Origin of the sequence: Streptomyces sp. NBC_01216, assembly GCF_035994945.1 — a bacterium.
Taxonomy (GTDB): domain Bacteria; phylum Actinomycetota; class Actinomycetes; order Streptomycetales; family Streptomycetaceae; genus Streptomyces.
Genome location: NZ_CP108677.1, coordinates 449,389 through 468,557, shown reverse-complemented (window position 1 = coordinate 468,557; position 19,169 = coordinate 449,389). Strand labels below are relative to the sequence as shown.

The 19,169-nt window shown below is 72.3% G+C and carries 18 protein-coding genes; 12 read left to right on the top strand and 6 right to left on the bottom strand.

Translation table 11 applies throughout. The annotated features are described in order from the left end of the window. Positions 1-31 precede the first annotated feature (31 nt). Together OG393_RS02020 and OG393_RS02015 are read right to left on the bottom strand one after the other, a co-directional pair. Entirely contained in the window at positions 32-2,986 is a 2,955-nt protein-coding gene (locus OG393_RS02020) for a hybrid sensor histidine kinase/response regulator (RefSeq protein ID WP_327372777.1), read from the bottom strand. Positions 2,987-3,106: 120 nt separating this feature from the next. Beyond that, positions 3,107-3,640 (bottom strand): ATP-binding protein, encoded by a 534-nt coding sequence (locus OG393_RS02015; RefSeq protein WP_327372776.1) that lies wholly within the window; start codon positions 3,638-3,640, stop codon positions 3,107-3,109. A 134-nt stretch (positions 3,641-3,774) separates the two neighbouring features. Here OG393_RS02015 and OG393_RS02010 point away from each other — a divergent pair, with 134 nt between their 5' ends. Next, positions 3,775-4,683 (top strand): SigB/SigF/SigG family RNA polymerase sigma factor, encoded by a 909-nt coding sequence (locus tag OG393_RS02010; protein WP_327372775.1) that lies wholly within the window; start codon positions 3,775-3,777, stop codon positions 4,681-4,683. Here OG393_RS02010 and OG393_RS02005 read toward each other — a convergent pair. Together OG393_RS02005 and OG393_RS02000 are read right to left on the bottom strand one after the other, a co-directional pair. Beyond that, positions 4,628-5,101 carry an ATP-binding protein gene (locus OG393_RS02005; RefSeq protein ID WP_327372774.1) on the bottom strand — a complete coding sequence of 158 codons (474 nt, stop codon included), beginning with the start codon at positions 5,099-5,101 and terminating at the stop codon, positions 4,628-4,630. The genes OG393_RS02010 and OG393_RS02005 overlap by 56 nt on opposite strands. 32 nt (positions 5,102-5,133) lie before the next feature. Then, positions 5,134-5,523, bottom strand: a complete 390-nt coding sequence (locus OG393_RS02000; RefSeq protein ID WP_327372773.1) for an STAS domain-containing protein — start codon at positions 5,521-5,523, stop codon at positions 5,134-5,136. Between the two features lie 269 nt (positions 5,524-5,792). Between OG393_RS02000 and OG393_RS01995 the strand changes: the two genes are divergently transcribed. After that, positions 5,793-6,128 (top strand): hypothetical protein, encoded by a 336-nt coding sequence (locus tag OG393_RS01995; RefSeq protein WP_327372772.1) that lies wholly within the window; start codon positions 5,793-5,795, stop codon positions 6,126-6,128. A gap of 232 nt (positions 6,129-6,360) precedes the next feature. Beyond that, positions 6,361-7,407, top strand: coding sequence for a M4 family metallopeptidase (locus OG393_RS01990; protein ID WP_327372771.1), 1,047 nt, complete (start codon positions 6,361-6,363; stop codon positions 7,405-7,407). Positions 7,408-7,652: 245 nt separating this feature from the next. Here the strand turns inward: OG393_RS01990 and OG393_RS01985 are convergent, their stop codons facing one another. Then, positions 7,653-8,717, bottom strand: coding sequence for an AI-2E family transporter (locus OG393_RS01985; protein WP_327372769.1), 1,065 nt, complete (start codon positions 8,715-8,717; stop codon positions 7,653-7,655). A 172-nt stretch (positions 8,718-8,889) separates the two neighbouring features. Here OG393_RS01985 and OG393_RS01980 point away from each other — a divergent pair, with 172 nt between their 5' ends. From OG393_RS01980 to OG393_RS01945, 8 genes are all read left to right on the top strand, one after another. Beyond that, a complete protein-coding gene (locus tag OG393_RS01980; protein WP_327372767.1) occupies positions 8,890-9,744 on the top strand; it encodes a DMT family transporter in 855 nt (284 codons plus the stop codon). A gap of 146 nt (positions 9,745-9,890) precedes the next feature. After that, on the top strand, positions 9,891-11,111 hold the full coding sequence (locus OG393_RS01975; RefSeq protein WP_327372766.1) for an MFS transporter: 1,221 nt from the start codon (positions 9,891-9,893) through the stop codon (positions 11,109-11,111). 297 nt (positions 11,112-11,408) lie between these two features. Next, positions 11,409-12,503, top strand: a complete 1,095-nt coding sequence (locus tag OG393_RS01970; RefSeq protein ID WP_327372765.1) for a substrate-binding domain-containing protein — start codon at positions 11,409-11,411, stop codon at positions 12,501-12,503. Between the two features lie 71 nt (positions 12,504-12,574). Further along, complete coding sequence (locus OG393_RS01965; RefSeq protein ID WP_327372764.1) at positions 12,575-13,351, top strand: ATP-binding cassette domain-containing protein; 777 nt, start codon at positions 12,575-12,577, stop codon at positions 13,349-13,351. Beyond that, complete coding sequence (locus tag OG393_RS01960; RefSeq protein WP_327372763.1) at positions 13,351-14,631, top strand: sugar ABC transporter permease; 1,281 nt, start codon at positions 13,351-13,353, stop codon at positions 14,629-14,631. The genes OG393_RS01965 and OG393_RS01960 overlap by 1 nt, the downstream gene beginning before the upstream one ends. 52 nt (positions 14,632-14,683) lie before the next feature. After that, positions 14,684-14,857 carry a hypothetical protein gene (locus OG393_RS01955; RefSeq protein ID WP_327372762.1) on the top strand — a complete coding sequence of 58 codons (174 nt, stop codon included), beginning with the start codon at positions 14,684-14,686 and terminating at the stop codon, positions 14,855-14,857. A gap of 367 nt (positions 14,858-15,224) precedes the next feature. Further along, the gene (locus OG393_RS01950; protein WP_327372761.1) at positions 15,225-15,956 is read left to right on the top strand and encodes a class E sortase; all 732 of its coding nucleotides are present in this window, start codon (positions 15,225-15,227) and stop codon (positions 15,954-15,956) included. Between the two features lie 100 nt (positions 15,957-16,056). After that, positions 16,057-16,452, top strand: a complete 396-nt coding sequence (locus OG393_RS01945) for a nuclear transport factor 2 family protein (RefSeq protein ID WP_327372760.1) — start codon at positions 16,057-16,059, stop codon at positions 16,450-16,452. A gap of 100 nt (positions 16,453-16,552) precedes the next feature. Here OG393_RS01945 and OG393_RS01940 read toward each other — a convergent pair whose 3' ends face one another. Then, positions 16,553-17,248 carry a type 1 glutamine amidotransferase domain-containing protein gene (locus OG393_RS01940; RefSeq protein WP_327372759.1) on the bottom strand — a complete coding sequence of 232 codons (696 nt, stop codon included), beginning with the start codon at positions 17,246-17,248 and terminating at the stop codon, positions 16,553-16,555. A 635-nt stretch (positions 17,249-17,883) separates the two neighbouring features. Between OG393_RS01940 and manA the strand changes: the two genes are divergently transcribed. Next, positions 17,884-19,092: a mannose-6-phosphate isomerase, class I gene (gene manA, locus OG393_RS01935; protein WP_327372757.1), complete on the top strand. Its 1,209-nt coding sequence runs from the start codon at positions 17,884-17,886 to the stop codon at positions 19,090-19,092. The last annotated feature ends 77 nt before the right edge of the window (positions 19,093-19,169 follow it).

The following is a 19,169-nucleotide window of genomic DNA, read 5'->3' as shown; positions in this document are numbered from 1 at the left end:
CCGCCGTGGGCGGCGCCGCCGACCCGGCGGCTCAGTCCGTCAGCCAGGAGCGGATCTTGGCCACCAGTTCGGCTTCGTCCACCGGCTTGGCCACGTAGTCGTCGGCGCCCGCCTCCAGGGCCCGGGACCGGTCTCCCGGCATGGCCTTCGCGGTCACCACGATCACCGGGAGCGTGGCCCGGCCCGGCAGCTTCCTGAGAGCCTCGATCGTGGTGTAGCCGTCCATACCGGCCATCATCACGTCCATCAGGACGAGCCGGATCTCCTCGTGGGCGCCGAGCAGGTCCAGCCCGGCCCGTCCGCCGTCCGCGGTGAGGACGCGCAGTCCGTGGCCCTCGAGAGCCTCGGTGAGCGCGAAGACGTTACGGGCGTCGTCGTCGACGACCAGCACCGTCTCGCCGTCCGTCCCCGGGGCGACGCCGTCGGTGGCGGAGGTCCGGTCGCCGGCCGTCCGCTCGGCGTCCGCGGCCGGGACCCCGTCCGGCCGGGTGTCCGCCGCCGTCCCCGGCGCGGGCAGGAAGAAGGTGAAGCGGCTGCCCCGGCCGGGCGTGCTCTCGGCCTCGATGGCGCCGCCGAGGAGCCCGGCCACCTCCCGGCTGATGGAGAGTCCCAGCCCGGTGCCCCCGTACCGTCGCGCGGTGGTGCCGTCGCCCTGCTGGAACGCCTCGAAGATGTTCTCCAGCCGCTCGGCGGGGATACCGACGCCGGTATCGGCGACGCGGAAGGCGAGCACCAGCCCGCCGTCGCGCAGGGCCACCGGTGTCTCCTCGGGCGCCGCCCGGTCGACGGTCAGCTCCACCCGGCCCTCGTCGGTGAACTTCAGCGCGTTGGAGAGCAGGTTGCGCAGGATCTGCCGGAGCCGTGCCTCGTCGGTGGTGAGCTGCCCGGGTACCTCGGCGGAGACCTTGACGGTGAAGTCCAGCGCGCGCTCGTCGGCCTCCGGCCCGAAGGTCGCCTCCAGGTAGTCCAGGAGCTCGCGCAGGGCGAATGCCTCGTGCCGGATCTCCATCTTGCCCGCCTCGACCTTCGACAGGTCGAGGATGTCGTTGATCAGCTGGAGCAGGTCGGAGCCGGCGGAGTGGATCACCTCCGCGTAGTCCACCTGCTTCTCCGTCAGGTTTCCCCGCGGGTTCTGCGCGAGCAGCCGGGCCAGGATGAGCAGGCTGTTGAGGGGGGTGCGCAGCTCGTGGCTCATGTTGGCGAGGAACTCGGACTTGTACATGGAGGTGCGCGAGAGCTGCTGGGCCCGCGCCTCCAGTTCCTGGCGCGCCTGCTCGATGACCAGGTTCTTGGACTCGATGTCCCTGTTGCGCTGGGCGAGCAGCGTCGCCTTCTCCTTGAGTTCCGCGTTGGAGCGCTGGAGTTCCTGCTGGCGCGCCTGCAACTCCTTGGACCGGGAGCGTAGTTCGTCGGCCAGCCGGCGCGACTGCCCGAGGAGTTCGTCGGTGCGTAGGTTGGCGAACAGTGAGCTGAGAACGGCCCCGGCGCTGGCCACGAAGCGGTCGAGGAAGTCGCGCTGGATGGGCGTGAAGCGATGGAGGGTGGCGAACTCGGCCACACCGAGGACCTGTTCCTCGACCACCACGGGCAGCACCACCAGGGTCACGGGCTCACCGGAACCCACCCCGGAGGCGATGGTGGCGTACCCGGCGGGGACCCGCTCGACGACGAGGGGGCGCCGGTCGTGGGCGGCCTGTCCGACGAGGGACTGGCCGATACGGAACCGGCGTCGCGGTGCGTCCGGGTCGTCGGGGGAGCCGTAGGAGGCGGTCATGACGAGTTCGGTGCCCCGCTCGTCCTCGCGGGCGAGGAAGAAGGCACCGTACTGCGCGGAGACGAGCGGGGGTACCTCCGTCATGCTCAGCTCGGCGATCTGAGGAAGGCTCCGGGTGCCCTGGAGGAGACCGGTGATCCGAGCCAGGTTGGTCTGGAGCCAGTCCTGCTCCTCGTTGGCCCGGGTGGTGGCCCGCAGCGACTCGACCATCGAGTTGATGTTGTCCCGCAGTTCCCCGACCTCTCCGGGTGCCTCGACCGTGATGGAACGCGTGAGGTCGCCCTCGGCGACGGCGCTGGTGACCTCGGCGATGGCGCGGACCTGCCGGGTGAGGTTCCCGGCGAGCTCGTTGACGTTCTCGGTCAGCCGTTTCCAGGTGCCCGAGACACCCTCGACCTCCGCCTGGCCGCCGAGTTTTCCCTCGGTGCCGACCTCGCGGGCCACCCGGGTGACCTCGGCGGCGAAGGAGGACAGCTGGTCGACCATGGTGTTGATGGTGGTCTTCAGTTCCAGGATCTCGCCGCGTGCCGAGACGTCGATCCGGCTCGTCAGGTCGCCCTGGGCGACGGCCGTGGTGACCTGGGCGATGTTGCGCACCTGGTTGGTCAGGTTGTCGGCCATGGAGTTGACGTTGTCGGTGAGGTCACGCCAGGTGCCGGACACGCCCCGCACCGTGGCCTGGCCGCCGAGTTTTCCCTCGGTGCCGACCTCGCGGGCCACCCGGGTGACCTCCTCGGCGAAGGAGGACAGCTGGTCGACCATGGTGTTGATGGTCTCCTTGAGCTCCAGGATCTCCCCGCGCGCGTCCACCCGGATCTTCTGGGTGAGGTCACCGCGGGCGACGGCCGTCGCTACCTGCGCGATCGACCGCACCTGTGAGGTGAGGTTGTCGGCCATCGTGTTCACGCCCGACGTCAGCTCCTGCCACGCGCCGCGGGCCCGTGGTTCGCGGACCCGGCCCCCGAGTAGGCCCTGGCCGCCGACCTCGCCCGCGACCCGGGTGACCTCGGAGGTGACCAGCGACAGCTGGTCGACCATGTCGTTGTAGACCCCGGCGATCTCGCCGTGGATGCCGCCGGCGGCGCCTGACAGTCGGACGGACAGGTCTCCGTCCCGTACGGCGGTGAGCCCGGCCAACAGTTGCCGGAGTCCGTCCTCGCCGAACTTCCCGGGCGCGGGCCCGGCGCCGGAGGAGGGGGTGCTCTGTGCCATGGGAGACCTCGCACGGGCGGTCGCGGCGCGGCCGGGATGCGGGGTGCACCGCGACGATCCGCACCACGTCTCCACTCTAGGCCGAGGCTTCGAACCCCCGCCCGGCCCGTGGTCCGGCCCTCAGCGCCCGGGGCCCGTACCGCGCGGGCGTCGCGACGGGCGAAGGTCGTCTGACGCGGCGCTCCAGGTCCTCGCTCCGGGTGGCCTCAGAGGCCACCCGGCAGGCTCTGAGCCGGGCGGCACCTCCACCTCGAACCAGACCGCCTTGCCCCCCGGCCGGGGCACCGATCCCCACGCGACGGAAAGCCGCTCCAGCAGGTAGAGCCCGTGCCCGGAGGTGCGGTCGGCCCGGTGCGGACCGTGGGGCCGGGGCCGTACCGGGCTGGTGTCGCTGACCTGGACCCAGAGCCGGTCACCGGTCCGGTCCAGCCGCAGCTCGTAGGGGACACCACCGTGCGTGCACGCGTTCGTCACCACCTCCGACACCAGCAGCAGGGCGTCCTGCGCGCAGAGCCGTTCCGGCGCCCCCGCCGGTCCGAACCATTCGCTCAACGCCCGCCCGGTGACGTCGCGGCACTGACGCACCATCCCGGACCCCTGGGTCAGTGGGTACGTCCGCGTCCGGTCGTCCGTGGTGCGATCGCGCGAGGTCATACACTGCCGCTTCCCCTGGATATCGTGTCAAACCACCCGATAGTGGGCATCTGTCTGGCAGGGCACTCGATCGACGACCCCGCCGAGCCCCCGAGGGCAGGGCGCGGGCCTCTCGCCACCGTCGAAGGAACGACATGGCCACCGCTCGACGACACACCGCCACCGGCCCGGATCCGCTCCCGGACGGCGCCGCCGTGCGCCACGAAGCACTGCACGGACTGCCCGACATCGCCCGGCCGGCCACCGTGTCCACGGACGACGCCCGGAGACTCTCCGTCGCGCTCTTCGTACGCCTGGCGGAACTGGAGGAGGGCACGCCCGAGCACGCCTATGTCCGCAACACCCTCATCGAGCTCAACATCAGCCTGGTGAGGTTCGCCGCCCGCCGCTTCCGCAACCGGGCCGAGCCGGCCGAGGACATCGTGCAGATCGGCACGATCGGCCTGATCAAGGCGATCGACCGCTTCGACCCCGAGCGCGGCACCGACTTCTCCGCCTTCGCCCTCCCCACGGTCATCGGCGAGATGAAACGGTACTTCCGGGACACGAGCTGGGCGGTGCGGGTGCCGCGGCGGCTCCAGGAGCTGCGCATCGACGTCGCCAAGGCGGTGGACACCCTGGAGCAGCAGCTCGGGCACCGCCCCAGCCGGGCGGAACTCGCCGACCATCTGCACCTCAGCGAGGAGGGCGTGGCCGAGGGCGAACTGGCCTCCAACGGCTACGTCGCGCGTTCGCTGGACGCGCCCTGCGGCGACGCCGGAGCCGACCCGGGCGCCGGTTCACGCCACCTGGCGACCGCCGAGCCCTCCTACGAGCTGATCGAGTACCTGGAGTCACTGAAGCCGCTGCTCGCAAGGCTCGACGCCCGCGACCGCACGATCCTGTCGCTGCGCTTCGGCGAGGACCTCACGCAGGCGCAGATCGGGGCGCGCCTCGGGCTCTCCCAGATGCACGTCTCCCGTCTGCTCGCGCGGATCCTCCACGAACTCAGGGACGGCCTGCTCGCCGAACCCGCTGCCACGGAGGACGGGACGGACGGCTGACCTCCAGCCACACCACCTTGCCCGTCGCGTCCCCACCCCTGGGCTCGGAACCCCAGTCTCCGGCCAGCCGGTCCAGAACCATCAGACCGTGCCCGCCGGGCAGCGACGGGGACCGCGGGGCGTAGGCACGCGGGAGTTCGGGGTTCGCGTCCGCGACCTCGACCCGCAGGCGTCCCGCCGTGTGCCGCAGAACCAGCTCCTCCGGCCCGCCCGCGTGCAGGCAGGCGTTGGTGACCACCTCGGACACGAGCAGCAGAACGTCGTCCACCCGCTCCCCGTCCTCCTCGCTCTCCGCCGGGATCCAGCCCCAGTCCGCCAAGGCAGCCGCGGTGAAGTCGCGGCAACGGGTGACGACGCCCTCGGTCCCGGACAGTCCGATCCGCCGCACCTGCTCTCTCTCCCCGTCCTGTCCGCCCATGACCGCCTCCATGGTCGCCCGCCCTCGTGCCGCTATCCCGGCCGCCGGTCCGCGAGGGCGTCCGCGACGTCGTCGTACACCCGGAACACCGTCCGGGCGCCGGTGATTTCGAACATGCGATCCACTGGTGGTCCCAAGCCGGCCAGATCCAGGTGCCCGCCCGTGTCACGCAGCCGCAGTCGCGCCCTGAGCAGCACGTTCAGCCCCGTGGAGTCGCAGAAGCGCAGCCCCGCGCAGTCGACCACCACGCGGCCGGCCGTGTCGTGCTCCTCCAGCGCGTCCTGGAGCGGCTGCGCCGTGTCGTGGTCGAGTTCGCCGCTCAGGGAGAGGACGACGACACCAGGCGCACCCGGCCGACTCTCCACGAGGAACCGGTGCGCCTCGGGCGCGCTCTGGTCTCCGGCACCGCTTCCGGCTTCCATCGCCGTCCGCCTCCTCGTGGGTCACGGTAGTAGCTCCTAGGTGACTCTTGCCCTGTTTTCCACGTTTTGCGACTCCTCGGCCGAGGCGGATGCACCCGACGGGCGGCCGACGGGTGAGCCGGGCGGCCCCGCGGGCACGGCGTGGCCCGCCTTTCGTGTGACGAAATGGAGTTGGCGGCATTCGGGTGGTGGGAGTGACGCGCCGCAACCGTCCGTACTCTTCGCGTACTCCTCACCGTCAGTTGCACGACACCCCCGAGGAGGCTCCCATGACGCGGTTCCCGGACTACATCACCGCCCCGACCTCGCGGCTCGACTTCGACCCCTACCGTTTCCCCGCCCTCTTCGTCGACGGCCTGCCCGAGGAGGCTCCGTCGCCCCGCGGACCGGGCGTGGACCTCGACCATGTGCCCGCGCCCTCGCCCGAGAGTCGACTGTCCGTTCCCCTGCGGCCGGCCGACCGTCGCCGCCTCGAACTGCACGCCGCCCTGACCACGGCCGGCATCGCGCCGCTGCCGGGCGACCTCGACGCCATCGAGGAACTGTGCGGACTCGACGACACCACCCACCTCGCGCTCCAGCGATGGATCACCCGCGTCGCGTGACCACGCCGAGCGGAGCGCCGCCGGAGGCCGGCGGCGCTCCGCTCACGGCTGAGGGACCACGCGGCACGCGCTTTCGGCGCCGGACCGTGCGGGCCCCGGAGGGACGGGTGGGCCCGGGGCGGCATGGACGACGCGGGACTCATCCTCTGTCAGGGCCTGGCCAAAGCAGGGTGACGTGCGCAAGGATCACGCCCGCACCACCTCGCCCTCACCCCTCGATGAGAGGACGCACATGGCTCGCCGCATACCCCGCGGTCTGCTCGCCCTCGCCACGGCCACCGCCACCGTGGCCCTGATCGCTCCGGCCGGAGCCGCCTCGGCGGCCGGTGCCGTGCCGGCCGCGCCGCAGGCGCGGATCTTCATGGTCAACCCCGTCCAGTCCACGGGCGACCAGTCGCTCGCGGACGGCAAGGACGCGGCGGACGCGGTCCCCGCATCGGCCTACGCCACCGTCGGCCTGCGCAATCTCGACGGAACCGGCGCCCTCTCCGGACGGTGGGCCTCCGTCAGCTCCCACACGGGCGGCGCCGCGCGAGTCGCCGACGCCGCCGCCTACGACCGGCACGACGACCAGTTCGAGCAGGTCATGGCCTACTTCTGGGTCAACGAGGCGCAGGAGTACCTGCAGGGTCTCGGCTTCGGCAGCGAACTCCCGGGCGCCAACGACCGCGTGCAGCCGGTCCGGATCAACCAGTGGGGCGCGGACAACTCCTTCTTCACCGACAAGAAGGCCGAGATCCGCTTCGGCAAGGGCGGTGTCGACGACGCAGAGGACGCCGAGGTGATCGTCCACGAGTACGGCCACGCGGTGCATCACGCCCAGGTCCCCGGCTTCGGCACCTCGCCGGAGGCCGGCGCGATCGGTGAGGCGTTCGGCGACTACCTCGCCGTCGAGGTCGGCTCGTCCGCCGCGGCCCGTCACGGCTGGCCGCTGAAGGCCGACGAGGCGTGCGTCGCCGACTGGGACTCCGTTCCCTACAGCGCCGCACCCCACTGCCTGCGCCGCATCGACGGCACCAAGGTGTACGCGGACCGTGTGGGCGAAGTACACGCGGACGGCGAGATCTGGTCCCGCGCCCTGCTCGACATCCGCGACGCCCTCGGAGCCCGGACCGCGGACCGTGTCATCGTCAACGCCCAGTTCGGCTTCGCGCCCGACACGAGTTTCACGGACGCGGCGAACCGGACGATCGAGACCGCCCGGAAGATGTACGGCACGGACGCGGAGGCCGCGGTGCGCGCGGCGTTCCAGGCCCGGCAGATCCCCGGCCTCCGGTAGGGCCACCGGCCGCGCCGCGCGGTCGACCGGGGCCCCGCCGGGCGCCCCCGGGACCACCCGCTCGCGAACGGCGCGGCTCAGAGCCTTCCGGGTGGCCTCTGACCAGGCGGTCACGCCCTGGCACGCACGCTGCCGGTGTTGCCGGGATGCCCGGTAGCCCCGCCGCTACGGTGACCTCCCGACGCCTTGGAATCGCACACACCAGACCGCGTCCGCCTGCCGGTCGAAGGCCACCCGAGAGGCTCTCAGGCGCGGGGCGCCTCGCCCGAGTCCCGCAGCGCCGTACGGACCGACCACACCACCGAGACCATCGGCACGGCGACCACCGCGCCCACGATGCCCGCCGCGATCGATCCCGCGATCACCGAGATCGCCACCACCAGCGGGTGCAGTCGCACGGCCCAGCTCATCACGAGCGGGTGCAGCAGATGCCCCTCGATCTGGCCGATGACCACGATCAGGGCGACCACGATCCCCGCCACGAGCGGGCCCTTCGTGGCCAGGGCGACGACCGCGGCGACCGCGAGGGCGACCGGCGACCCGATGAGCGGGACGAACGCGGCCATGAACTCCAGCAGCGCGAGCGGAACCGCGAGCGGGACTCCGAGGAGCCACAGCGCGACGCCGACGAGAACCGCGTTGACCGCGGCCACCAGCACGATGCCGTGCGTGTATCCGGTGAAGGTGCGCCAGGCCGCCCGCCCCCCGATCTCCGCCCTGCCGCGCACGGACCGCGGCAACTGCCCCGTCAGCCACGCCCACTGCCGGTCTCCCGAATGGATGAAGAACACCGCGCTGAACAAGGCCAGGGCCAGCGTGGTGAGCACCGCCACCAGGTGATGGGCGCCGCTCAGCGCCTCGCTGACCACCGTCGAGCGGTGGCTCGACAGGAACTGTCCGATCCGCGCCTGGACGTCCGTGAGCGCGTCCGGGTCCAGGCGGAACGGCGGCCGTTCCAGCCAATCCTCCAGGCGGCCCACACCCGCCCGGAACTCCCGCACAAGGGTCGTCCGCTCGCCCTCCACCGCCTCGCCGACCAGCGTGAGCACCCCGACGACCAGCGCGATGCCGCCGAGCAGAGTGAGGGTGACCGCCGCCGGGCGGGGGAGCCATCGGGCGAGCAGGTCCGCGACCGGACGCAGCAGCGCGGTGACGACCAGGCCGAGGAAGACGGCCACCCCGATCTCGTGGAAACGGCCCAGCAGGGCGAACAGGCTGTACACGAGTGCTCCGACGACCAGCAGTCGCCACGCGTACGCGGCGGCGGTACGAAGGAACGGGACCACCGGCGGTGGCGAGGCTGGCTGCATGGCCGACGACGTACCACCGCGGGCCCGGCGGCCCACGCCCGGCACCGGACATTCGCCCGGCCACCGCCGACATTGCTCCGACCGGCGTCCGGATGGGCGAATGCGGTCACCGGGCGGGGCCCGGGACGGTGTCGTCGCCGCACCACGGGCCCGGTCCGGGGAGGATCGGAGGATGGGCGTCGTCCTGCCGGTCCTCTTCTCCTGCTTCGCAGCGCTCAGCAACGCGCTCGCCACGGTGCTCCAGCGCCGTGCCGCGCTCACGGTCCCGCAGTCGGACTCGTTCCGGCTCGGTCTGATCGCCGACCTGCTGCGGCGCCCGCTCTGGCTGGCGGGCATCGCCGCGGTGATCGCGGCCGGGGTCGGGCAGGCGGTGGCCCTGGCGACCGGTCCGCTGTCACTCGTCCAGCCGCTGTTCGTCCTGGAACTCCCGCTCGCGTTGCTGATCGGCTCCCTGGCGGCCCGGGAGCGGCTGCCCCGCGGCCAGTGGGCGGCGGTGGCGTGCGTGGTGGCGGGCCTCGGTCTCGCCATGGTGGCCGCCTCACCCGAGGGAAACCGGACGCACGTGGCGCTGGACCGCTGGCTCCCGGCCCTGGCGGCCTGCGGCGCCGCGGCGGTCCTCCTGGCGGCGGCCGGACTGCGCAGACCGCCCGGCCGGGCCCGCGCCGGCTGTCTCGGGGCCGCCACCGCGATCTGCTACGCGCTGACCGCCGCCCTGATGAAGTCGGCCGTGCACATCCTGGACGAGGGAGGTCTCAGCGCCTTTCTGACCACCTGGCAGACGTACGCGTTCGGGCTGACCGGCATCGCGGCGCTGCTCCTGCTCGAACACGCCATGCAGGGCGGACCGCTGGTCGCCTCGCAGCCCGCGCTGACCCTCGGCGACGCGACACTGAGCCTGGCGCTGGGCGTGCTGCTGTACGAGGAGCACGTCCACGGCGGCTGGTGGCTGCTCCCGGAGGCGGTGGGCGTCGGACTGATCGTCTTCGGGGTGTTCTCCCTGGCGCGGAGCGGCGTCAGTTCCGCCTGAGAGCCTGCCGGGTGGCGCGGCACCGGGCCGCCCGCCCCGGGGGTCTCCGCCGCGCGGGCGGCACCTCACGGGACGCGTGCGGGCGTTGCGGCGGGCGGCGCCTCCTTGGAGGTCGGCCGGTCGGGAACGGCCCTAGGGTGACGGCTATGACCAGTGGATCGCGGCACCCCCGGCTCGGCCCACCCCTCCCCCGGCACCCCGGCTACCTCGCGGCGGCCACGGTCTTCGCCATCGGCATGGCGGGGACGACGCTGCCCACACCGCTCTACGGGCTCTACCGCGAGGAACTCGGCTTCTCCGAGCTGATGGTGACGGTGATCTTCGCCAGCTACGCGGTGGGCGTGATCGCCACCCTGCTGCTGGTCGGAAACCACTCGGACGTCGTGGGGCGCCGTCCCGTCCTGCTGTGCGCGCTGGGTCTGGCCGCGGCGAGCGCGGTGTGCTTCCTCGCAGAGGGGGGCCTGCCCCTGCTCTTCGCCGGGCGCCTCCTGTCGGGCTTATCGGCCGGACTGCTCAGCGGCGCGGGCACGGTCACCGTACGGGAGTTGGCGCGCCCCGAGCAGCGTTCCCGCGCGGCATTCGCAGCGACCGCCGCCAACATGGGCGGCCTCGGCTGCGGTCCGCTCCTTGCCGGGATACTGGCACAGTACGCGCCGAAGCCGCTGACGCTCCCCTTCCTGGTGCATCTCGGGTCGGTGGCCGTCGCCTGTGTCGTCGTCCTGCTGCTGCCGGAGACGGTCAGCGAGCCGCGACCGCGCGCCCGGCCGCAGCCGCCGGGCCTCTACGTACCGGCGCGGGTCCGCGGGGTCTTCGCCCCGGCGGCGCTCGCCGCCTTCGCGGGATTCTCGCTGCTCGGGCTCTTCACCGCGGTGGCGCCCAGCTTCGTCTCGCAGACCCTGGATATCTCCGACCTGGCCGTCACCGGGGTCGTGGTCTTCTCGGTGTTCCTCGCCTCGACCGCGGGGCAGTCGCTGACCGGGCGGATGCCGGTGGGCACCGCGCTGCCCCTCGGCTGTCTGATCCTGGTGCTGGGTCTGGCGCTGGTCGGCTCGTCCCTGTGGGCGGAGGAGCTGCCGCTGCTGGTGGCGGGCGGGGTGTGCGGCGGACTCGGCCAGGGGCTCGCCTTCCGCGCCGGCCTGAGCGCGGTCGGCGACGCGGCACCGCCCGCGCACCGGGCGGCCACGATCTCCTCCTTCTTCGTCGTCGCCTACGCGGGCATCTCGCTGCCGGTCGTGGGCGTCGGTGCCCTCACGATGTGGGTGGGACTGGACACGGCCGGCCTGACGTTCACCGCCTGCGTGACGGTGCTCGCCGCGTCCGCCGGCCTCTACCTCCGTCTTCGGCCGCCCGTCGCGGAGCCGCGCTGACCGGGTTGCCGGCCGACCGGACCGTCTCCATGGCGCGCCACCGCACGACCTTCCCGGGGACGGGCCGCCGCGCGCTCGCACAGGTCCGGGCGATCCACGGAACCGACCACCGTTTCGTGGTCCGCGCAGGTCCGCGCAGGTCCGCGCAGGTCAGGGCAGGTCACCCGGACGGTGGGGGAGGTCACCCGCTTGCCGGTGTCCGGGTGGCGGTTAATGTCGATATATAGGCCACAGGTGCACTCCCGTCCCGTCACCTCTCCGGTGCCCCGGGGTGGGAGAGTGCGAAAGGAGCCTCCGATGACCCGTGTGTTGCGGGGTGCGATAGCCCTGGCCGGAGCCGCGGCCCTCTCTCTGAGCATGGTGGTGACCAGCAGTGCCGCCGACTCCGGTCCGGGGGCGCCGGCGAAGCAGGACGAGGTGAAGATCGGCCTGCTGCTGCCGGAGAGCAAGACCACGCGGTACGAGAAATTCGACCGGCCGTACATCGAGCAGAAGATCAGGGAGCTCGCTCCCGACGCCCAGATCGACTACTACAACGCCGCCGAGAGCGCCACCACCCAGCAGCAGCAGGTCAACACGGCGCTCGCCAAGGGTGACCAGGTGCTCATCCTGGACGCGGTGGACGCCAAGTCGATCCAGTCCTCCGTCGAGAAGGCCAACGCGGCCGGCGTGAAGATCGTCGCCTACGACCGGCTGGCGCAGGGGCCCGTAGACGCCTACGTCTCCTACGACAACCGCAAGGTGGGCGAGTTGCAGGGCCAGGCGCTCCTGGACGCGCTCGGCGCGGACGCCGCCGGCAGCCAGATAGTGATGCACAACGGTTCGCCGACGGACCCGAACGCGGCCGAGTTCAAGGCCGGAGCCCACTCGGTCCTCGACGGCAAGGTGAAGATCGGCAAGGAGTACGACACTCCCAACTGGGACCCGAACAACGCGAACCAGCAGATGTCCGGCGCGATCAGCGCGCTGGGCAAGGACAACATCGACGGCGTCTACTCCGCCAACGACGGTCTGGCCGCGGGCATCGCCACCGCCCTGAAGGCGTCCGGCATCAACGTGCCGCTGACCGGCCAGGACGCCCAGCTCGACGCCATCCAGCGCATCCTGCTCGGCACGCAGACGATCACGGTCCAGAAGCCGTACAAGCCGGAGGCGGATGTCGCCGCCACCATGGCGGTGGACCTGGCCGAGGGCAAGGAACTCCCCGAGTCGCTGACCCCGGTGACCGTCACCAGTGGCAGCGGCGACGAGGTCCCGGCCACCCTGCTGACACCGATCGTCGTCGACAAGGACAACATCGGCGACACGGTCGTCAAGGACGGGATGTACACGGTCGAGGAAATCTGCACCCCGACCTACTCCGCGGCCTGCAAGGAGGCCGGTCTCACCTGACCGCCCGAGCGTTTCATCCCGGCGGGGGCGAGGTGACCCGTACCAGCGGGCGAGCGGAGGAGGCGGTTTCGTTGACGGAAACACCCGTGCTCACACTCCGGGGGATCTCCAAACGGTTCGGTGCCGTCCAGGCACTCTCCGACTTCGACCTGGAGGTCAGTCCCGGTGAGGTCGTGGCCCTCGTCGGGGACAACGGCGCCGGCAAGTCCACCGCGGTCAAGACGATCGCGGGCGTGAACCCGCCGGACGAAGGCGTCATCACATGGCAGGGGCGGCCGGTCTCCATCAACCGGCCGCACGACGCCCAGAACCTCGGTATCGCCACCGTGTACCAGGATCTCGCCCTCTGCGACAACCTCGACGTCGTGGGCAACCTGTTCCTCGGGCGCGAACTGCGCCACTTCGGCGTACTCGACGAAGTCCGGATGGACCAGCGGGCCCGGGAACTGCTCCAGACCCTGTCCATCCGCATCCCCAGTGTCCGCATCCCGGTCGCCTCCCTCTCCGGCGGCCAGCGTCAGACGGTCGCGATCGCCCGCTCGCTCATCGGCGAGCCCAAGGTCGTGATCCTCGACGAACCCACCGCGGCCCTGGGCGTGGAGCAGACCGCCGAGGTCCTGGACCTCGTCGAACGACTCCGCGACCAGGGCCTCGGGACCATCCTGATCAGCCACAACATGGTGGACGTGATGGCGGTGGCCGACCGCATCGCGGTGATGCGGCTCGGCCGCAACAACGGCTTCTTCGACAAACGTGCCACCTCCGCGGAGGAGATCATCTCCGCCATCACCGGCGCCACCGACAGCGCCGTCACCCGCCGCCAGGCCCGCAAGCGGGAGGAGGGGTGATGAGCAGTCGAGAACGAGGCCCCGACGAAAGCGGCTCCCGGCAGCCGGCCGAGGGCGCCACCCCCGCGGTCGACTCCCGGCTGCTGGTCCGGGAAGAGGGCGTCAGAGGCTACCTGGACGAATTCCGGCGCAAGCTGCGCAGCGGTGAGCTGGGCTCCCTCCCCGTCGTCCTCGCGGTGATCGTCATCTGGACCGTCTTCGGCAGCCTCAACAGCACCTTCCTGTCCGCCCAGAACCTCTCCGACCTCAGCCAGCAGATCGTCGGCACGGGCATGATCGCCGTCGGTATCGTCTTCGTCCTGCTGCTCGGCGAGATCGACCTCTCCGTCGGCTCCGTCAGCGGACTGTGCGCGGCCATCTTCGCCGTGCTCAACGTCCAGAACGGCATGAACCAGTGGCTGGCCCTGCTCGTCGCCATCGCCGGCGGTGCGGCCGTCGGGCTCATCCAGGGCTTCTTCTTCGCCAAGGTCGGCGTACCGGCCTTCGTCGTCACCCTGGCGGGCAATCTCGCCTGGAACGGCCTGATGCTCCAGGTGCTCGGCACCAGCGGCACGGTCAACATCCCCAGTGAGAGCATCGTCTCCAAGCTGTACTCCACCATCTTCCACAGTCCCGCCGCCGCGTACCTGACCGCGGCCGTCGGCGTCGGTCTCTTCCTTTCCGCCTCGCTGCTGGACGCGAGACGCCGACGCGTGGCCGGGGTGCCGGCCCGGCCGGTGGCCGAGATCGTGCTGCGCACGGCCGTCATCGCCGCGATCGCCTTCGTGACCGCCTACATCCTCAACCAGTACCAGGGGCTGCCGCTGGCACTCCTGGTCTTCCTGATCCTTCTGGTGGTGCTCGACTTCGTCCTGCGCCGCACGACGTACGGCCGACGGGTCTTCGCGGTGGGCGGCAACATCGAGGGCGCCCGCCGGGCCGGCATCAGCGTGCCATTCGTCCGCATGAGCGTCTTCTCGATCGCGGGCACGATGGCCGCGGTCGGAGGCATCTTCCTCGCCGGCCAGATCCAGTCCGCGAGCCAGACATCCGGCGGCGGCAACCTGCTGATGAACGTGATCGCCGCGGCGGTCATCGGCGGCACCAGCCTGTTCGGTGGACGCGGCACCGTCTGGTCCGCGCTGCTCGGAGCCCTGGTGATCGGATCCATCCAGTCCGGCATGAACATCATGGGCGTCAGCAACGCCATCCAGTTCATGATCACCGGAGCCGTCCTGCTGGCGGCCGTGGTCGTCGACTCGCTGTCCCGCAGGACCCAGAAGGCCGCGGGGCGCGCCTGAACGGCCCGTGCTCGCGCTGCGCGGACGGCCAGGTCGTGGTCGCATCGTGCACATGGAGCGAGCAGAAGGACGCGAGCCGGCGATCGCCCAGCGGCGCTCGGCCCGCCTGACCGTCGCCAAGCACGCCACCGACGCCGAGGATCTGGCCACCCTCCTCGACCTCCTCGACCTGCATCCGGAAGCCGATCTGCTGCACCGTCGCGACACCGCGCGCGACCCCGACTGAGGAGGTCGGGGCGGACACCTGGGGGCCAGGCGGCCTGACCGGGCACGACACCCCTCCGGCGGCAGCGCGACGCGCCCGCACCTCTCCCCGGCGGGGCGGAGGGCTCCGGACGCGGCCTCCCCGGTCATCCCGTCACTTCCGCGGGCGAGCCCGAAGCCCAGAGTGAAGCCCGCCGTGACGGGCGAACCCCGCCCGACGCGGCACCAGCGCGGTCACCGAACCCGCCGCAGCCCTGCCGAGATCGCCTGCCGGGAGGGGAATGCGCGGCTGATTCCGGCGGTTCTCCTGGCTGAAGCGGTCTTCGTGGGCTGCCCTGGGTACGCCCTCGTGGCAGTGACCGACAGTGACGAACCCCCTGGGGAATGCCATGCCGAGTCCTCGAGTCGTTTCCACCGCCTTGGCCGCGATGACCGTCGGTCTGCTCGTCGGCTGCTCCGTCGGGACGGGTGCGGGCGTTCCGGCCGGTGATCCGTCCTCCCTGCGTGACGCGGTCCCGTCGGCCGTGGCCTCCACGTCCGCGGCCCCGATTCCCGCCCCGCCCACCCGGGTGGCGGCTCCGGCGCCCGATCCCGAGCCGACCGCGCTGAGCCGGTCCGCCGAGCTGGCGATACCGGCGATCGACCTCACCGCGCTGCGGATCGTGCCGTACGAGGGGACGACCGACGACGCCGCGGGTACCCGGATACAGGACCGGGGCGTCGCGGCGAGCCCCTACGGGAAGAACGGCGGGGTCGGGCCAGGCGAGGTGGGCAACTATCTGGTGACCGCCCACCGGCTCTCCGCCGGCGGGCCCCTGCGGGAGTTGCCCGCGGTCGGCGTCGGAGACTCCGTCCAGGTCACCCAGGGTGACACCGTCTACGTGTACACGATCACCGGCACGCGAGAGACGTCCTTCCGGTCCGCCCGCTCCCTCGCCGAACAGCGCGCCGCCGTTCCGGGCGAGCCGGGGCGGACCCCCAGCCGGGCGATGATCACTCTCTCCACGTGCGCGACGCCCGAGGACAACGCCGCGGGCAACCGCTGGCGCGACGCCCAGGGCAACCCGGAGCACCGCATCGACAAGATCGGCGTGCTGACGTCGACCCGTCCGGCGTCCTGACCGCCCCCGCCGATGGCGCGTGTCCCCGCCCTGGACAGGCCCGCAGCCCCGTCGTACCCTCCAACGAAACTAGTCAATTAGTTGAGTAGATGAGGGTTCGATGCACCCGTTCCGCAAGGCAGTCGAGAACCGCGACGCCGAGGCCCTGGAGGCGCTGCTCGCCACCGACGTCGTCTTCACCAGCCCCGTCGCCTTCAAGCCCTACGAAGGCAGGGCCGTCACGGCCGCGATTCTGCGCGCGGTCATGCGTGTCTTCGAGGACTTCGTCTACGTGCGGGAGATCGCGAACCCGGACGGGCGCGACCACGCCCTCGTCTTCACCGCGACCGTCGACGGCAAGCGCGTCCAGGGCTGCGACCTCCTCCACTTCGACGAGGAGGGCAGGATCGACGACTTCACCGTCATGGTTCGACCGCTGTCCGCCGCGAAGGCGCTGTCGGAGGCGATGGGCGCCCAGTTCGACCGGATCGCCCGGGAGGCCGCGGACAGCGCGTGAGCCCGGCCGCCGGCGGCGCGGGCCCCCGGTGCCGGGCGGCGGGGCGGGCCGCGGCCGGGGGCGGTGGACCGCCGTCCGCCCTGGCCGCGGGAGCGCGTCGTCAGGCCAGCTTCCCGAGTACCTCCGCCGCGAGGGGAGCGGAGGAGGCCGGGTTCTGGCCGGTCACCAGATTGCGGTCGACGACGACGTTCGGGGCCCACGGCTCGCCCACCCGGACGTCGACACCGGCCTCCGTCAGGCGCGTCTGCAGCAGCCACTTCGCCTTGTCGGCGAGACCGGCCTGGGTCTCCTCCGCGTTGCTGAACGCGGCGACCCGGTAACCCGCGAACGCGTTCTTCCCGTCCTGGTCGACGGCGGCGAGCAACGCGGCCGGGCCGTGACACACCACGGCCAGCGGCTTCCCCGACCTCAGGGCCGCGATCAGCAGCCGGCCCGAGTCCGCGCTCACGGCGAGGTCCTCCATCGGGCCGTGGCCGCCCGGGTAGAAGACCGCGTCGTAGTCGTCGAGGAGCACGTCCTCCAGCCGGACCGGCTGCCGCAGCGCCGCCATCGAGGCGAGCGCCGCGGCGACCTCCGCGGCCCCCTCCGGACCGCCGTTCGCCTCCGGGGCGAGGCTGCCGCGGTCGACGGTCGGCTCGACGCCGCCCGGAGTCGCGACGACGACCTCGTGGCCCGCCGCCGTGAACGCCCGACAGGGAGCCACGACCTCCTCGGCCCAGAAGCCCGTCGGGTGCTTCGTGCCGTCGGCGAGCGTCCAGTGGTCGGCGCCGGTCATCACGAAAAGGATCTTCGACATGGTGTGTTCACTCCGGGAGGTGGGCGTGGGACAGGGGCCCGGCCGGGCCCCTGAACAGGGGGCGCGCACACGGGTGCACGCGGCGGGGAAGAGACGCTCCCGGCGCGGACGGCCGGTGCGGCCACGTCCTCGACCGTAAGCCGGTGTCCCTCGGCTCACCAATGGTGAATCCGATGTCCGTCATCGGAATCCCGATGGGTACGGCGGGGCGCGACCCACGGAAGCGAGTCCAGGGTCCCGTCCACGGGATGCAGTACGGGCGCCCCGCGCGGAGACAGCGCGCCCGCCGCCCGGGAGGCCATCCGCCGTCGGTCAGGCCCCGTCGCGGTCGGGGAGCGGGTCACGCGAACGAGACATGACCGGTGTATGTCGCCTCAGTCTCAGTGATGTCGGACCGTGTCCCGCGCCGGGCGGGACGGACGCTGGACAACGTTGTCACAGACGGGCAGAGTGTCCGCACACGCGAGCTCCGCCGGTGCGTGAAGGGGCGCCGGCGCCTCCCGAGCCGCTCGCGGGGCCGTCGGAACGCACCTTGTCCGCCGGTCCGCGCGCCGGCGGACGGTGTTCGTCCGCTGTCCCACTCCACCGGGACCCGTGTTCGCCCGCACGTCGTCTTCGCCCAGGAAACAGAGTCCATGGATCTCCTCTCCGCCACCGTTCAGCCCTACGCGTGGGGCTCGCCGACCGCACTGCCCCGGCTGATGGGCCTGCCCGTGACCGGTGAGCCGCAGGCCGAACTGTGGCTGGGCGCCCACCCGGCGGCGCCCTCCCTGATCGAGCGCGAGGGCGCCGTCCTTCCGCTCGACCGTGTCATCGCCGCCGATCCGGGCAGGGAACTGGGCGCGCCCGCGCTGCGGCGCTTCGGTCCGCGGCTGCCCTTCCTGTTGAAGCTGCTCGCGGCCGACGCCCCGCTCTCCCTGCAGGTCCATCCGGACGCGGCCCAGGCGGAGGCGGGCTACGCGGCCGAGAACGCCCGGGGAGTCCCGCTGGACGCGCCGCACCGCAACTACCGCGACCGCCGACACAAGCCGGAGATGATCGTCGCCCTCACCCCGTTCGAGGGGCTGTGCGGCTTCCGGGCACCCGGGGAGAGTGCCGCCCTCCTGGACGACCTGGGCGTGCCGGGCCTGCGCCCCTTCGCCGAGGTCCTGCGGACCGGCCCCGAGGAGGCCGCCCTCCAGTCGGTCTTCACCGGCCTCCTCGCCCCCGCTCCGGGGCTCCTGGACGCCACCGCCGGCGCCGTGGCGCACGCGGCGGGCCGGGAGGGCCCCCACCGGGCGGACTGGGCCGCCTATCGCGCGATCGCCCGCGCGCATCCGGGCGACACCGGGCTGCTGCCCGCGCTGATGCTGCGGTACGTCCGGCTCGAACCGGGGGAGGCGCTCTTCCTGGGAGCCGGCGTCCCGCACGCCTACCTGTCCGGACTGGGCGTGGAGGTGATGGCCGGCTCCGACAACGTCCTGCGGTGCGGACTGACGGCCAAGCACGTGGACGCGGAAGAGCTCCTCAAGGTCGTCCGGTTCACCGCGCCGCCCCACCGGACCCTGACACCACGGGTCGAGGCGGCGGGCGCACACCACTACCCCGCGCCGGTCGACGACTTCCGGCTCACCCGGATCACGGCCCGCTCCGGGGACCCCGCGCGTCCGCTGCGCGCCGGCGCACCGCGCATCGTCCTGTGCACCGAGGGCGAGGCCCTGCTGACCTCGGCGGACGAGGCCGTACGGATCGGGCCTGGCCGAGCCGTCTACGTCCCGGCCTGGGAACCGGTCACCCTGACCGGCCACGCCACGGTGTTCAGTGCCGGGGTGGCGGACCCGGCGGACGCCTCCGCCGGTCACTGACCCGACGCCTCCACCGGTCACTGACCGGGCGCCGCAGCGGGGCCGCCGGGCCGGCGGTGGGACTCACGACGGCGGGA